Below are 14179 nucleotides of genomic sequence, written 5' to 3'. Positions count from 1 at the left end.
AAGCTAAGCAGAACCGGCCGTGCGGGTGCCAACCCTGCAGACTCTGCATGTCTCAAGTGCATGCTGTACATGCATGGTTGAGTGAGCAGGCTATGCCAGCGATGGCTGCGATGGACGGTTCTTGAGTTGTGCGTTCACTGCAAATTGGTTGCAGCTGGGTTGTCTGCAACGCGATACGTTTGCAGTGATCATGCCACCAGTGAAAGTTTCCTGCTACTGCTGAAAATGTACCCTGCCTGACATGCTACAAGTGAAGGCACAACCGGAACCCACCACGGCTGAACACAAGAGTGCGCACCAAAAAACAGGAGTCTGTGCAACAGTTACAAGAAGGCCCAGCACAAGTTTGTGAGTACCACCGAGTTCCTTGCCATCGCTGCATCCACACACACAAGACCGGCGGCGACACAGAAAAGCCGCCAAAAAGCACCAAACACATACATACACAGTCTGCCAACGCTGCCAAGCACGTCAAGTGCAGCATCACAGGCATCAACAGTTGCTGGCCAGCAACTGTCAAAAACAATGCCAGAGTTGCATGCACAACTAGCAATGTGGCGACTGACATCAAAAGTGCACTCCACTAATGCACACCAGCTGCACAAGCTGCCGTGCTATGCCGGCAATCCAGTGCTGCTCCACCTAAACCAGATTTTGCTGCAAATGCTTGTGGCAATACTTGACGAACACGGTTTAAGGTGTCGTTAGCAAAGATAGGAATAACTACAACGTAACGGTTGTTGTTTTGCGGTGGTTGTCCAATTGGATTTTGATTACTATTTAAACCTAGTGCTTGCCAAGTATTAAAATCGACAAACCCAGTTGACGATAGTCCTCGCGCGCTTTGGAATTGTGCAACCGCATCTCTAGTTGCTGGACCATAGTATCCATCTATGTTACCTCTGAAAACTCCCCATTCCTGCAAGCGTTGCTGTACAAGAATTACGCGCTGACTGCGTTCTCCAAGACAAATCTCACCACGCGCAGAGTTACAATCATTACCAGGATTTGTATTACCACCACCAAGAGCTTGAGAAATTAATGCTAAGGTTTGCGAGTCAGCGATACCGTTGGGAATAATACCATTGTTACGTTGAAAGTTGGCGACAGCATCGCGCGTTGTCGAGCCAAAATAACCTGTAGGGTTAACAGGGAAAAAACCCAGCTGTCGTAAATCTTCTTGTAGTTTTCTAACAAGATATCCTTGGTCACCAGTATTTAAAGCACCAGGTAAGCTATCTCCTCCAACACCACTCTCAGCTCCACCACCGAAGTTACCAGCATTACGAATAGCTTGAAGAGTTCCATAACCGACTACTCCATCAGCACGTAAACCGTTTGCCTGTTGAAAACGAATTACAGCTTGTCGGGTTTGGTCACCAAAAACACCATTTATTGGTCCGTTATAAAATCTTAAACGCGACAAATTGCTTTGCAAGTTACTCACAGCTTGTCCACGACTACCAAAACTTAATCCCCCACTTCCGCTGCTACTACCACCTGTACTACGATTACATCGTGAGCGTAATAATTGCTGTGTTCTTGGACCTATCGAACCAACTGCGGGTAGTCCGTTCGCGCGTTGAAAACGGGTAACTGCACTTTGAGTTAGTGGTCCGAAATTACCTGTGACTGCCCCATTGAAGTAACCCAACTGCTTTAAACATTGTTGAGCGCTTCGCACTTCACCGCTCGATGCTGCTAAACTTTGGGAAGCTATGCTAACAACGAACAGTGACAGCATTACTGGTAAAAACCGCATCATTGCATTGAAAGAAAGTTTACCCTTGTTCCAAAATGCTACGACTCGAATATTTGTTACCTCAACTTCTTCAGGCGCCTCGTAAGCTGAAGCTAGATGCAGATAAGCAGTATTTTCCATTGTTTCACCAAATTACCTTACAATTTTTTTCGGTTAAAGAAATTACCTGTTGTGGTATGTACCCTACAGGTGTTACTAGTATTCCGGTTTATATCGGAGTGGTGAGGTCGCACGAGTTACGTTTAATAAATAGAATCACGTTGACTTAGTAGTTTTCCGGTATTCTACTCAAAATTTTGCTACATCCAGCCTATCCACCACAGAAAATCAAAAATATCAGAAATTTAAGCTTTTCAAACGTTCTTACCCCCAAAAGCACCTAACTCGACACAAACCCACTACAAATGGAAATATACCACTCGCGTTCGTTATATGCGTCACTTTTTGTGCAATTTCCTTTCTTAAATCAATATAAATAGCCACCTACCTATATCTCTATATTTTAAATGATTACACTGTTTATTGCTGAGAATTAATGGTTACTTTATATACATTAAAAATACTTAAAGATGGTTCAATTAAAAAATGTCCACCATTGGTAAACATTTAGTGGTCTGTGTCAATAGTTTTGGTGTGTTGGTGCCTGCCATTACGAGATGGTAGGGTGTGTAACGCTACGAAAAAATTCCACTCAATATGAAGAGACTTGTGGCGTCACGCACCGACACTCTGGATGGTGCGTCAAAGCACATGATTTTTCGTTTTGTTGAAGATTGTAATAGCTTCTCAGCACCCTACACCCAACCTACTTAAGCCAAGGATACTTCTTTGTCACTACTTTGAGTTGATACATTGACTTTATCGAGTATGGATAGGATTTCTTGTTCAAACGCTACTTGCGCGCGGTTGGTTTTACCACCGATATACAACCGACCGTCTTTCTGTAAAGCCCAAACTTGCGAGTGTGAGAAATAGCTCATTGCCACACCTGCCATTAATATGGCAAACCCGCTATAAACGATTGGAATACCTGGGTCTGCTTTGATTTGTAAGCCTGTACTACCAATTACATCTAGTAATCTTAATGTTACACCGTTTATTTGGGTAGACATACCAGTTCGCAGAGTATTGGAGAGTTGACCTTTACTGTCGTAAATTAAAACCATCCCTTGTAGGTCTTTGGCAAGTAAAGATACACCTTCGCTTAAGTCGGGTTTTGTAGGAATCCATGTACCCCAAATTCTACCTTTACCTTTGGTATCGAGTGGCGCCATAGGTAACTGGAATATTGGGCTATTATTAACGCGAACGCGAACTGCGGCAATACCCCAGTCAGTTTGGTAAAGAGTTACTCCTTTATGACGTAAAGGTTTGTTGACATATATAGTTTGATTATCGACTTCTTTACCTTGAGCATCTAATACTGACATCTTCGAGTAAAATTGGTCGATACCACCTGAAGGTGTATAGTCGATCCAAAAGCGGTCAACATGCACAGACCAATCTTTAGGCACTTGTGATGCTGCAAAGGGACCCGCATCAATAATATTTTTGATTTGGAACGTTTCACCGCTTGGCACCATTTCCTGTGCAACGAACCCAGTCATGGCGCCGAAAATAGAACCAAGTAAAGTTACTACAATACCTATGTGAACGATAATCGGGCCAATACGACCAACAATACCTTTGCGCGCGTAAAGTGTATTATCCTGTTGAAAGACTTTATATTTCTGATTTTGTAAAATATCGGGCAGTGAGTCTAACGAAGCATTATCAAATTCTGCGCTTAAAGCAAGTTTCTGAAACTGTTGAGGTCTTTCATAAAATTTCCATTTACGCGCGGACTTTAAAGCAGGTAGCTGACGGGTAAATGTACAAGCTGTTAGACTAGTGCCAAATAATATAAGTAGCGCTAAGAACCACCATGTACGGTAAACATGGTCTAAACCTATGAAAAGTAATACTTTCCAACTTAGGAATCCAAATAAAGCTGGATGCTCTGGATAATTTGCTTGGTAAAATTCTAATGATTGACCTTGTTCTATAACAGTGCCAAGGATACTAAACCCTGCTATTACAAGTAGCATCACAATGGCGAGTCTTAAATCTGTCAGTATTGGTAATAAATCTTGTCGTAGGGAACGCTTAAGAAGAGAAAACCAATTAAGTTCTTTTTCAGTTGTATTATCAGCAGTCATTGGAGTTTATATAAGCGACTATGCTAAATGGGAATTCGAGAAAGTAAAGAAAATACGCCAAACGCTACTAAAAGTACACCACTGACAGGATTTATCCAACCTGACCAGCGACGCAGTTCGAGTATCTTTTTTATAGAAGCAGTAAATGTACCAGCTAAAATTAACGGCGCCACATAACCTAATGTATAGGAGAGTAATAATACTCCACCCATAAACAAATCTTGTTGCTTTGCTACCCACCCTAGTAAACTTACTAAAACTGGAGTACTACAAGGAGAAGCAACTAATCCGAAACTGAGACCAATACAATACGCGCGTACACCTTGAGGCAAATCTTGAGAAATCCAATCTGTACCACCAAAAGATGGTAGTTGTAAAGGTAAAGCTTCGAGGAGGTTTAACCCCATTAAAATAGCAATAATGCTAACAATGATTGGTAAACCGATTCCAATTTGACCGTATACTCTCCCAAAACCTGCAGCAAATATACCTAAACCAGCAAGTGTAGTTGCCAAACCTAGAGAAAACCAAGTTGACTGAGAAAAAGCTTGAAAACGAGTTTTAGTTTCGTATCCACCAATATAACCGATTGTAATTGGCAGCATTGATAGCATACAAGGTGTAAGACTGGTAAGCAGTCCAGCTAAAAATATTACACCAATACTGATAATACTCAAATGCGTAAGTTGGCTAGCGACAATACCGTTAGCAAAGCGTTCGAGTTGGTAGAGTTGGGTTGAGAGAGTTTCCAGCATAGGTGTTGATAAATTTAGAATGCTTACTCTGCTTGCATTCTAACGTGGAACGAGCAGAAAAAGCCCGTTTAACTTTAGGATGTCATTAGGCAATCAATAATATCTAAATAGAAGTGGCTAAATGTAAATTGTGGTTTGTGTTTGTTATTTAGAAGCTCGAATGCGGATCAATACGCCCAATACCGATTGAGAGTAGTTTCAATTTAACTGTTTCAGCCTCCTCACCACAGTAATAATACTTTCTGTGCCGTAGGTCAGCTATGTAAAAACCAAGCCTTCCACCATTAATGCGGAAAAGTTCAACAGCTACTTGTTGCTCGTTGATTCCATACAGAGCTTCAATATCATTGATATCGACAACGTGCTTATAAGTTACAAACGGTTTTAACGCTTTGAACAGCCATCCTTGGGCTTTTTTTTCGATAATCCGAATATAATCAGGGTGGACAACATTTGAATCAATCATTTTGTTATTATCCATATAAGAAAGCCCCAAGATCGATTTGGGGCAAAAATAAACTTACTACGAGGTTACGAGTCAGATTCGCTGTCTTTCTCGTCTTCGTCCTCTACGGAATGCGCGTTTGGTATGTAGGACAGGGCAATGAAAGGTGCCCATCTCATAAGACTTATAATTTTATTACTACGAAAATAATTCAGTAACTGCGATGCTAAAGCCTTGTAAAATAGTTTGAGTAGTAAGTGTTTCTCCAATAGTTAATAATAAATGCTTGTCTTTGGTAAGAATAATAATCCATTGATTTTCAGGATATATTAGCCATACTTCTTGACAACCGGATTCTAAATATTCTTTAGCTTTTGCAAATAACTCTTCAGCACTATCATCAGGAGAGGCAATTTCTGCAATGAATGGAAAACTTTGTGGTAAAAAATCAGCGTTACCGTATTGCGCGACTAAATCTTTATCTAAGTAAGCTACATCAGGACGACGACCTTGTTTATTCGTGCGGCAAAGCGCTTCGGTATATACTTCTCCACCTTGACCACTAGAGAGCATGTAGTTTCTCCAGTAGTAACTAACGCGCGCTTGAATTTTGCTATGTAACAACGTCATTCCAGTTTTCTCGATTATTTGTCCATCAACCCACTCTGCATTTTTTAAGGGATTATTAAGAAACTCTTCAAGGGAAGTTGCTATTGGGTATGTTATCGTTTCTTGTTGTTGAAAATAAATTACCATTATTCGTTCCCCAAGAATGTAACCAAGTTTGTATATCAAGAGCATATAGCACATCAAGTTTTGCCTTTAGTTCTGGTGCCAATCCAATAATTACAACTTCACTTTCGGATATACAATACTTCCAGCTTTAACGACCATTGTAGCTTAACATTATAATTATTGGCACCCGAAAAAGTAGAGACTAAACATGTTTAGTCTCTACTGCACGTATTTGGTGAACAAATCAAGCTGCTTCGAGTAAAGGTTGAGCGAGATATTTTCCTTTTGCTATAACTCCTGGTAATGCGAAGAAATATCCTCCTCCAATTGGTTTAATGTATTCTTCAAGAGGTTCACCGTTGAGACGATTTTGGACTGTGATAAATCCTTTTTCTAAGTTTGCTTGAAAACATACAAATAATAAACCCATATCTAATTGTCCAGACTTATCGAACCCGCGCGAGTAATTAAAACCACGTCTTAGTATCAAACCTAACTCTGATTCACGAGGGTTTGCAAGCCGAATATGAGCATCTAATGGAATTTGTTTGCCTTTTTTGTCTTCGTAATACTTAGGAATATCATGTTCGTTTTTCATCCCTAATGGGGCGCCTGTTGCTTTGTTACGTCCTATAATTGTTTGCTGTTCTTGTAAGGGTGTTCTATCCCAACGTTCAACAAAGTTACGAATTACCCGTACAACTTGATAAGTTCCTCCTGCTGTCCATCTTGTTTCAGAGGTTTTTGCTTGCGTCCAAATTACCCTATCGATTAAATCACTATTGCTGACGTTGAGGTTTGCTGTACCGTCTTTGAAACCTAGCAAGTTTCGCACGGTATCTTTACCCAATTTTTTTAGTGTATGAGGTGGTAAAAATCCGTCGATTTTCCAGCGTAAGGATAGTAAACTGGGCATGTTTTTGAGAATGTCACGCAGAGCATGAATATTTGTTTCTGCGGTGTTAGAACAAAATTGTAGTAATAAGTCTCCATGACATAAACTTGGGTCAAGTGCATCGTTAGGAAAACTCGCCATTGTACTTAAATATTTTGGTTTAAGATTACTCAAACCATAGCGATTATCAAATAATGAGGCGCCAACTGCTGCTGTAACGGTAAGGTTATCAGGAAAAACTTTTGTACCCAATACACCTGAGTCAGATGGAGGAAACTTTGGATCAACAGGATGAGGATTTCCTCCTGACATTAAAAATTCTATTCTTGCACTTAAGGTTTGAAATAGCCGTGCTAAGTCTTGTTTATTGCTAGCTGTTACATCAAATGCTGCTATTAATGCTGCTGCAGGAGCAGGTGTGATAATTCCCGCTTGGTGAACACCAAAGAAAGCTTGCTTTTGGTCGGTTGTTTCTTCTTCACTCGCAACAAATGCACGAAAACCTAATGTTGTCAACGCCGCCACTCCACCTGCCGCTGCCATACCAATTAATAAGTCACGACGACCTAGACGAGGTGTAATACGAATTCGTCCTTGTGCATTAAATGTCATTATTAATACTCCTAAACATGTATAAATGTGCAGTAGAGACCGTATTAATCCGGTCTCTACACGGAGGGAAATTTGGAGGTAGTTTACTCAACACCAAGGGTTCCGCGCAGTTGAGAAAGGTCTTCTGCTAGTGCTGTGATGGAAGCTTTCATGTCTTTTTTGTCAGTATCAGTAATTTTGTCGTAGGTAACAAAACCACCATCTGCTGATTTATATTTGGCAAGAGATGAATTGACTTTGGTAAAGTTATCGTCTACTCGTTTAACTAGCTCTGGGTTTGCTTTTTCTACAAGTGGATGTAGTAATGCAACTATTTTTTGCGAACCTTCGATATTCGAGTTGAAGTCCCATAAATCAGTATGGCTATAACGGTCTTCTTCACCTGATATTTTAGTCTTTGCGACTTCTTCGATTAACTCTGCGGCGCCACCAACCATGTTTTTTGGTTCAATAGTCAGTTCTTTAATTCGCTTTTGCAGTGTTAGAGTATCTTGCATTAGTTTTTCTGCAACAGGTTTCATGTCTTTGGTAGTGTTGTTCTGGAATAGCGCTAATTCCAAACGGTGGAAACCTGTAAATTGCGGGTCTGCTTCTTTCTTCTCGAAGTCATCCGCGCGTGAGTCCATGCTTTTATCTAAATCAGAGAATAATTCAGCAATAGGTTCTGAGCGTTCCCAATGAACATGAGCAGGTGCATAAAGTTTTTTGGCTTTTTCTACATCACCTGCTATTACTGCGTCGGTGAAAGCTTTCGTTTTAGGAACCATCTGGTCAATTTCATTCGTGACGTAGACTTTATATTCAGCTATGGCGCCTACTAATTTTCCGGTGTCTGGTTTTGCTGCTTGTGTACCACTACTAGCTGCCACGGTTAATTTACCCAGAGGATTACTGCGTAAACCACAAGCCATCTGATATTCACCTGCATCAAGATTTGCCTTGAGCTTCTGTACAAAGTTAGGAGCAATATTTTCTCGTTCCTCAATCACTTTTACTCCTTGCAGAATCTCCCACTCTAATGGTTGACTACTTTTATTCGTGATTACAAAAGAGTTATAACCAGGTTTGACGCTAACTTGGTTTGGTTCACAACCTTTATTCGTAATTGTGATTGGCGTTTCCGCAATTTTAGTATCGCTGACTGCTTGAACTTTAGGTGTATTACTGTACTCTTTAGAATTTGCTTTTGTATTACTACAGCTTGTAGTACTCAAAGCAATTAAGCATATTGATGAAAATGATAACCATCGTAGACAATATTTGAACTGACTAGCCATAATCTATTTTCTCCCTGTGTTACTAAAAAATGCTTTATTGTTGTCTAAGTGTATTTTTTCGAGTATTCGTTCCAACAAAAAATAACAGCATTGTCGGTACTAAATAACCAAAATAAGCAATTATTTCACTCATAGAAGGTGTATCATTGTAACCAAATATACCTGCTAATATTGAACCAATTACACTGTGTTTTGGTAATGATTGAGTAGCATCAAATACAACATCTTGCAGTGAATTCCAAAGTCCAGCTTCGTGAAACGCGCGCACCGAACTAGCGAGTAAACCTGCTGCGACCAAAATAATAAATGCACCCGTCCATTTAAATAGGCGCCTGAGATTAACACGAATACCACCTTGATAAATACCAACTCCAACTGCAATAGCAGCTAAATATCCCAGCACTGCACCCAGAGGTACACCAAATCCTAAATTTTGCTGAAAGCTAGCAAGCAGAAATACAACTGTTTCTAAACCCTCACGCAGTACTGCAAAGAATGACATGCCCACTAGCGCTAAACCCCATTTATCACCTTGGGAAATAGCTGTCTCAATTTGTGATTGCAACTCACTTTTTATCGAACGCGCGGCGCGTCGCATCCAAAATACCATCCAAGTAAGCACACCAACTGCAATGCTTGAAATTATACCTGCGAATAATTCCTGCTGTTTTTGGGGAAAATCGCCGCTAGTAACTTGCAAAAAGACTCCTAAGCCAAGGCATAACAAGCTAGCAAGAATAACGCCAACCCAAACTGCTTTCATTAAATGGGTACGTCCTGTCTGCCGCAGGTAACTTGCGATTATTCCCACAATCAGCGCTGCTTCCACCCCTTCTCGAAACATAATCAGAAAGGTAGCGAGCATACTGGCTCCTATTGATAATTTATTTAATTTATTGACTCTTATAATTCAAGCGCTATTTGCGAGTGAATAACAATAAGCAATTATTAAAAAATTATAAAATTTACTCTAAATCTGTCTAAAAATACAGGCAGCTTTTTGAAAATAAAAGTTATGTAATCTAGTTTTTATATTTGTAAAAACCAAAAAAGATTAATTATCTTTTGTTAAGAAATGTCACAAGCAACAGATGCAACGGATAAATTACTGAACGCACATGCATTGCATCCGTTACATCCGTTGCCAATTATTACCGTGAAGTGGTAATGCGTCTGCGTCTTTTACTTTGGACTAGTTCTGGGTTTATAGGTACTACTTCAGCTTCGTTGCTTTCACGCGCGACGCGAACTAGTATTGCAGCAGAAAGTAAACTAGCTACCATTGAATTACCACCGTAACTAAATAGTGGTAAAGGTAAACCAGTAGTTGGTAAGGCACCTGTAGTTACACCAATATGTAGTAATGATTGTCCAACCATGACGACAGTAATACCAATTGCAATCAGTCGGTAAATAGAGTTAGTTGCTTTGAATGCAACAATTAAACCGAGAGTAGCGTATATTGCTAGCAGTGATAGTAGTACCATACAGCCAGTAAAGCCGAATTCTTCAGCGAAGACAGAAAATATAAAGTCGGTGTCTTGAATAGGTAGATAAAATAGTTTTTGCTGGGACAGCCCATACCCTGTTCCATATTGTCCACCGGAACCAACTGCAAGTAAACTTTGTACAAGCTGATAACCGTTACCCGTCGCATCTGCCCAAGGGTTGATAAAAGACATAACCCGTTTACGTTGGTATTCACGGATGCTGATGCTTAATGTTGCTAGTACAATTCCACCTAGTGCAGTACTTCCCAAATATTTATACGGTAGTCCGGCGCCAAGCGCAACTAACCAAATAGTCATTCCGCATAACGCAGCAGTACTTAGGTTTGGCTGGCCAAGTATACCTAAAACAATCAAGCCAAACACACCAAGCCAGGTAAACCTAACACGCCATGTTAGTTTATCCCACTGTCCAAATAACCACGCGCTTTGAATCACTAAAAACGGTTTAATTAATTCAGAGGGTTGAATTGGAATTGGACCAAGTAACCTACGTGCGGCGCCTAAGTCACTTTTACCTAGTCCGGGAATTAAAGTGACAAAGATTAGCAACAACATTATGAAAATAAACCAGTGGGAGATACCAGTTATCTTTCTAACTGGCATATTTACAATAATGTTAAATCCTAATATACCAACTACTACCCAAATTAGTTGGCGCTTAAAGTAATACAATCCATCTTGGTAGCGTGCGTCTGCTACTGGGTAAGACGCACTAAACAAAACAGCTAGTCCAACAAACAGCCAAACCATAGTCAGCCAGCGCAGTAAACGCGCTTCAAGTGCCCAACTGTTTACGGAGTCATCTAAAAATGGTATCAGGCGACGAATTATCTTCACTATCGGTACACTGGGTGAAGTTTGTAAGTATAAACAAGAAACGATATTACTCGATTCAACCCAAATTTACCCATAATTCTATAAATTAGTTATACACTGTATTTTTATATACATTTTTATAATCTTCCTTACTTATTAAACTACAAAAATATAATCTTCATTTTTTGGAATGGGCATCCTTGCTCGTTCCTTTCCATTAGGGAACTAATTTTCAGTACTTATATACTTATATTAATTTGAAACTGATAAATATACAGGCGCCTATGAGTGCAAGTTTTTGTTAGAAATACACGGGCAGGGATGCCCGTTCCACAAGACAATAAAAAAGAGGTCTAAAGTGACCTCTTTTGTAACTCCCGATATTAATTTGTTGTTTGAGAGTAAATATATTGTGAGTTATGCAAGACCGGTGTTTAAACCTTGTTTGCCAGTAGCAAGTTCGACTTTAACGATTTTGCCACCCATTTTTTGGATGCGTTGCTGCTCTTTGAACCAGTTTTCGTAAGGAACTAGTTTTGTGAAGAATGTATTTTGAAGTTCGCGTTGAGTTCTAATCCGGGTTTGGCTAGGTACACAAGCAGTAACTTTAAACATCCGCATGGTGATAAGTCTCCTGTATTGAAGTGGAATATCTTTTTTATTTCAAAAATATGAGTGTTGAATATTTGCCTACTCACTGCAAGACTGGAAATCAATCATCAATACTAGACTGCCAAAACTCATTAATCTAAAACTTACTCAATGTCTAAGTCACTTTATGTCTAGTTTTTCTATCCACTCAGCACTCAGCACTCAGCACTTTCTACTCAATAAGCTCTCAGCCTTCTAGCACTCACAACTGATTCCCAGCCCTTTTTATCACGCAGCTAAATTATAAGTGAAGCGCGCGTTACTACTCTTAGCTCAAGCCAGAGCTGATGTAGTCTAAGTAAACGCCCATTTCTTTACCAGCGTCAGGACCTACCAAGCTAGCAGTCACTTCTTTGATTGATTGGATAGCTTGTACGGTAGCACCTACAGGTACGCCTAATGAGTTATAGGTTTCTTTCAAACCGTTAAGTACACGCTCATCTAAGATAGATGGGTCACCAGCTAACATTGCGTATGTAGCGTAACGGAGGTAGTAGTCTAAGTCGCGGATGCAAGCAGCATAACGACGTGTGGTGTACATGTTACCACCAGGACGGGTGATATCTGAGTACAACAAGGATTTAGCAACAGCTTCTTTTACGATTGCAGCTGCGTTTGCGCTGATGGTGGTAGCTGCACGAACGCGAAGTTCGCCTGTTGCAAAGTAACCTTTGAGTTTGTCGATAGCAGATGAATCAAGGTATTTGCCTTGAACGTCTGAAGAATTGATTACTGAGGTAATTGCGTCTTGCATGTTGTTAATTTCCTTATTTCCAACCGTATTGCAATAATCCGGCGCCGTTCTTTTTAATCAAATCGAGTCAAAGTTTGGAATTAATCTTTAGGAGATTAATGATAACTATGACATAGCACCAATTACGTAGTCGAAGTAAGCGCCAGCTTCACTAGCATCTTCACCTGACACAAGTCCAGTTGCAACGCTCTTCATTGCAGCAACACCAGCAACAACGGCGTCAATGGGAGTACCAAGTGACTTGTACATTTCGCGTACACCAACGATACCGATTTCTTCGATAGGTGTTACATCACCAGAAACGATTCCGTAGGTGACTAAGCGCAAGTAGTAGTCAAGGTCGCGTAAGCAGGTAGCAGTCATTTCTTGACCGTATGCGTTTCCACCAGGAGAAACTACGTCAGGACGCTTTTGGAATAACTGGTCGCCAGCTTGCTTAACGATACGCTCGCGGTTGTCGGTCAATGCTTGAGCGATACGTAGGCGCTTTTCTCCGCTGGTGACGAAGGACTTGATACGATCCAATTCGCCAGGGCTAAGATAGCGCGCTTCTGCGTCTGCATTCACGATGGACTTCGTGACGATACTCATTTTTTGGATTCCTCCAATACTAGGTAAAACCAGATTTACGAGTTACTGGCACTGTTACAACGGTCGTGAGCTTTCACGTGCGTAAATTCATCTACACAAGCGTTCAACTCAACTACCCCTTATGGATTATTTTCAGGCATTTTGTTGAGTATTTATGACTGTCCTTAACACTTTGTAATATTTGCTTTCAGATTTGAATTTGTACACGTTTTGTGGTAAAGGGACTGAAAGGTGTGTTAAAAGACGTTTTGATACTCAGCAAATGATACTCAGCAAAAAAATGGGCTGCTGCCTGGTGGAGGGCAAACAGCCTATTTTGATCCCCCAACCCCCTTTAATAAGGGGGGCTAAGAGAAGGAGTAATTATTCGGCTTTGATGCTGCCTAGGTAGTTACCAGTTTTTAATGAGGGTACGCGCTGGTAGGGAACAACGTCTTCACCAAAGTACTGGGCGTATTCTGTTGAGTCTATGAGGGCGTTAACTGTAGCAACTACGCCGTTATCGTTCAATATTTGGTTATATTGATTGATTTCAGCAATTGTTGCGGGTGTACGTCCCATTAGGTGACGGAACAACAGTTCCACTACTTTGTTTTGTGGGAAGGTTGTACAGAAGCGGTTATTGTAGCTATCAGAACAAGCTAAACTACGGACGAATTCACGTACTGATATTTCGCCCTTTTCAAGTTTGGCTTCCAAATCGTAATTGCGGAACTTTTCAGGAATTTCAACGCTGTTGATATCCATCACTTGCGTGTAGATAGCATTTACAACTGTTGTAAATTCATCTGTTAATCCAGCTTGACTGGCGCCTGCTTTAAAGCGGTAAATACGAATATTCTGACGACGCGCGCTTACAAGGGAAGCAGGAGTAACTGTACGAGCAACACCGCTATAAACGGGTTCTGCTTGTCTCCGTTCTTTTGCCGCCAAATCTGCAATTGCTTTACCTGTCAGTGGCAGGGTTGACACTTCCAATTTTGAGGTAGTTGGCTCAAAGCTTGGAACAACTACATCGTTATTTTGCTTTGTAAGTTGGTTATACAACCGCTCAGTGTTCGGGAAGTTTGCAGCAGGTAAAGTTGGGAAGCGACGGTACGGTACAGTATCTTCTCCAAATACATCTTGGTATTCAACGGTGTTTAACAGTGCGCTAATAAACGCTTTGATACCTTGC

13 protein-coding genes are annotated in these 14179 nt (G+C 40.7%); all 13 read right to left on the bottom strand.

Going from position 1 to position 14179, the window contains the following annotated elements:
• Positions 1 to 583 precede the first annotated feature (583 nt).
• Positions 584 to 1882: a peptidoglycan-binding domain-containing protein gene (locus tag AC2JBO_RS31510; protein ID WP_496957574.1), complete on the bottom strand. Its 1299-nt coding sequence runs from the start codon at positions 1880 to 1882 to the stop codon at positions 584 to 586.
• Positions 1883 to 2571: 689 nt separating this feature from the next.
• Entirely contained in the window at positions 2572 to 3960 is a 1389-nt protein-coding gene (locus tag AC2JBO_RS31505) for a cytochrome c biogenesis protein (RefSeq protein ID WP_496957573.1), read from the bottom strand.
• 23 nt (positions 3961 to 3983) lie between these two features.
• Complete coding sequence (locus AC2JBO_RS31500) at positions 3984 to 4715, bottom strand: cytochrome c biogenesis protein CcdA (RefSeq protein ID WP_496957572.1); 732 nt, start codon at positions 4713 to 4715, stop codon at positions 3984 to 3986.
• Between the two features lie 148 nt (positions 4716 to 4863).
• Positions 4864 to 5196, bottom strand: coding sequence for a hypothetical protein (locus AC2JBO_RS31495; protein WP_496957571.1), 333 nt, complete (start codon positions 5194 to 5196; stop codon positions 4864 to 4866).
• A gap of 162 nt (positions 5197 to 5358) precedes the next feature.
• On the bottom strand, positions 5359 to 5916 hold the full coding sequence (locus tag AC2JBO_RS31490) for a Uma2 family endonuclease (RefSeq protein WP_496957570.1): 558 nt from the start codon (positions 5914 to 5916) through the stop codon (positions 5359 to 5361).
• Between the two features lie 223 nt (positions 5917 to 6139).
• A complete protein-coding gene (gene efeB, locus AC2JBO_RS31485) occupies positions 6140 to 7402 on the bottom strand; it encodes an iron uptake transporter deferrochelatase/peroxidase subunit (RefSeq protein WP_496957569.1) in 1263 nt (420 codons plus the stop codon).
• An 83-nt stretch (positions 7403 to 7485) separates the two neighbouring features.
• On the bottom strand, positions 7486 to 8679 hold the full coding sequence (efeO, locus tag AC2JBO_RS31480; protein WP_496957568.1) for an iron uptake system protein EfeO: 1194 nt from the start codon (positions 8677 to 8679) through the stop codon (positions 7486 to 7488).
• 34 nt (positions 8680 to 8713) lie between these two features.
• A complete protein-coding gene (gene efeU / locus AC2JBO_RS31475) occupies positions 8714 to 9544 on the bottom strand; it encodes an iron uptake transporter permease EfeU (RefSeq protein ID WP_496957567.1) in 831 nt (276 codons plus the stop codon).
• A gap of 286 nt (positions 9545 to 9830) precedes the next feature.
• The gene (locus AC2JBO_RS31470) at positions 9831 to 11027 is read right to left on the bottom strand and encodes an FtsW/RodA/SpoVE family cell cycle protein (protein ID WP_496957566.1); all 1197 of its coding nucleotides are present in this window, start codon (positions 11025 to 11027) and stop codon (positions 9831 to 9833) included.
• Between the two features lie 396 nt (positions 11028 to 11423).
• Positions 11424 to 11627 (bottom strand): rod-capping linker protein CpcD domain-containing protein, encoded by a 204-nt coding sequence (locus AC2JBO_RS31465; RefSeq protein WP_496957565.1) that lies wholly within the window; start codon positions 11625 to 11627, stop codon positions 11424 to 11426.
• 298 nt (positions 11628 to 11925) lie between these two features.
• Positions 11926 to 12411 carry an allophycocyanin subunit beta gene (gene apcB / locus AC2JBO_RS31460; RefSeq protein WP_019493631.1) on the bottom strand — a complete coding sequence of 162 codons (486 nt, stop codon included), beginning with the start codon at positions 12409 to 12411 and terminating at the stop codon, positions 11926 to 11928.
• A 105-nt stretch (positions 12412 to 12516) separates the two neighbouring features.
• The gene (gene apcA / locus AC2JBO_RS31455; protein WP_496957564.1) at positions 12517 to 13002 is read right to left on the bottom strand and encodes an allophycocyanin subunit alpha; all 486 of its coding nucleotides are present in this window, start codon (positions 13000 to 13002) and stop codon (positions 12517 to 12519) included.
• 363 nt (positions 13003 to 13365) lie between these two features.
• Positions 13366 to 14179, bottom strand: an 814-nt coding sequence (locus AC2JBO_RS31450) for a phycobilisome rod-core linker polypeptide (protein ID WP_496957563.1), incomplete at its 5' end; no start/stop codon positions are given.

Source organism: Calothrix sp. CBUCES-K 9914 (genome assembly GCF_059640475.1).
The sequence above is the reverse complement of the archived record's forward strand: the minus strand, read 5'-3'. Positions and strand labels throughout refer to the sequence as shown.

Bases quoted from the DNA above. Each gene is read 5' to 3' on its own strand.
- apcB (WP_019493631.1), bottom strand. From the start codon at position 12,411: ATGCAAGACGCAATTACCTCAGTAATCAATTCTTCAGACGTTCAAGGC.
- efeO (WP_496957568.1), bottom strand. From the start codon at position 8,679: ATGGCTAGTCAGTTCAAATATTGTCTACGATGGTTATCATTTTCATCA.
- apcA (WP_496957564.1), bottom strand. From the start codon at position 13,002: ATGAGTATCGTCACGAAGTCCATCGTGAATGCAGACGCAGAAGCGCGC.
- efeU (WP_496957567.1), bottom strand. From the start codon at position 9,544: ATGCTCGCTACCTTTCTGATTATGTTTCGAGAAGGGGTGGAAGCAGCG.
- AC2JBO_RS31490 (WP_496957570.1), bottom strand. From the start codon at position 5,916: ATGGTAATTTATTTTCAACAACAAGAAACGATAACATACCCAATAGCA.
- AC2JBO_RS31465 (WP_496957565.1), bottom strand. From the start codon at position 11,627: ATGCGGATGTTTAAAGTTACTGCTTGTGTACCTAGCCAAACCCGGATT.
- AC2JBO_RS31510 (WP_496957574.1), bottom strand. From the start codon at position 1,882: ATGGAAAATACTGCTTATCTGCATCTAGCTTCAGCTTACGAGGCGCCT.
- efeB (WP_496957569.1), bottom strand. From the start codon at position 7,402: ATGACATTTAATGCACAAGGACGAATTCGTATTACACCTCGTCTAGGT.
- AC2JBO_RS31495 (WP_496957571.1), bottom strand. From the start codon at position 5,196: ATGGATAATAACAAAATGATTGATTCAAATGTTGTCCACCCTGATTAT.
- AC2JBO_RS31505 (WP_496957573.1), bottom strand. From the start codon at position 3,960: ATGACTGCTGATAATACAACTGAAAAAGAACTTAATTGGTTTTCTCTT.
- AC2JBO_RS31500 (WP_496957572.1), bottom strand. From the start codon at position 4,715: ATGCTGGAAACTCTCTCAACCCAACTCTACCAACTCGAACGCTTTGCT.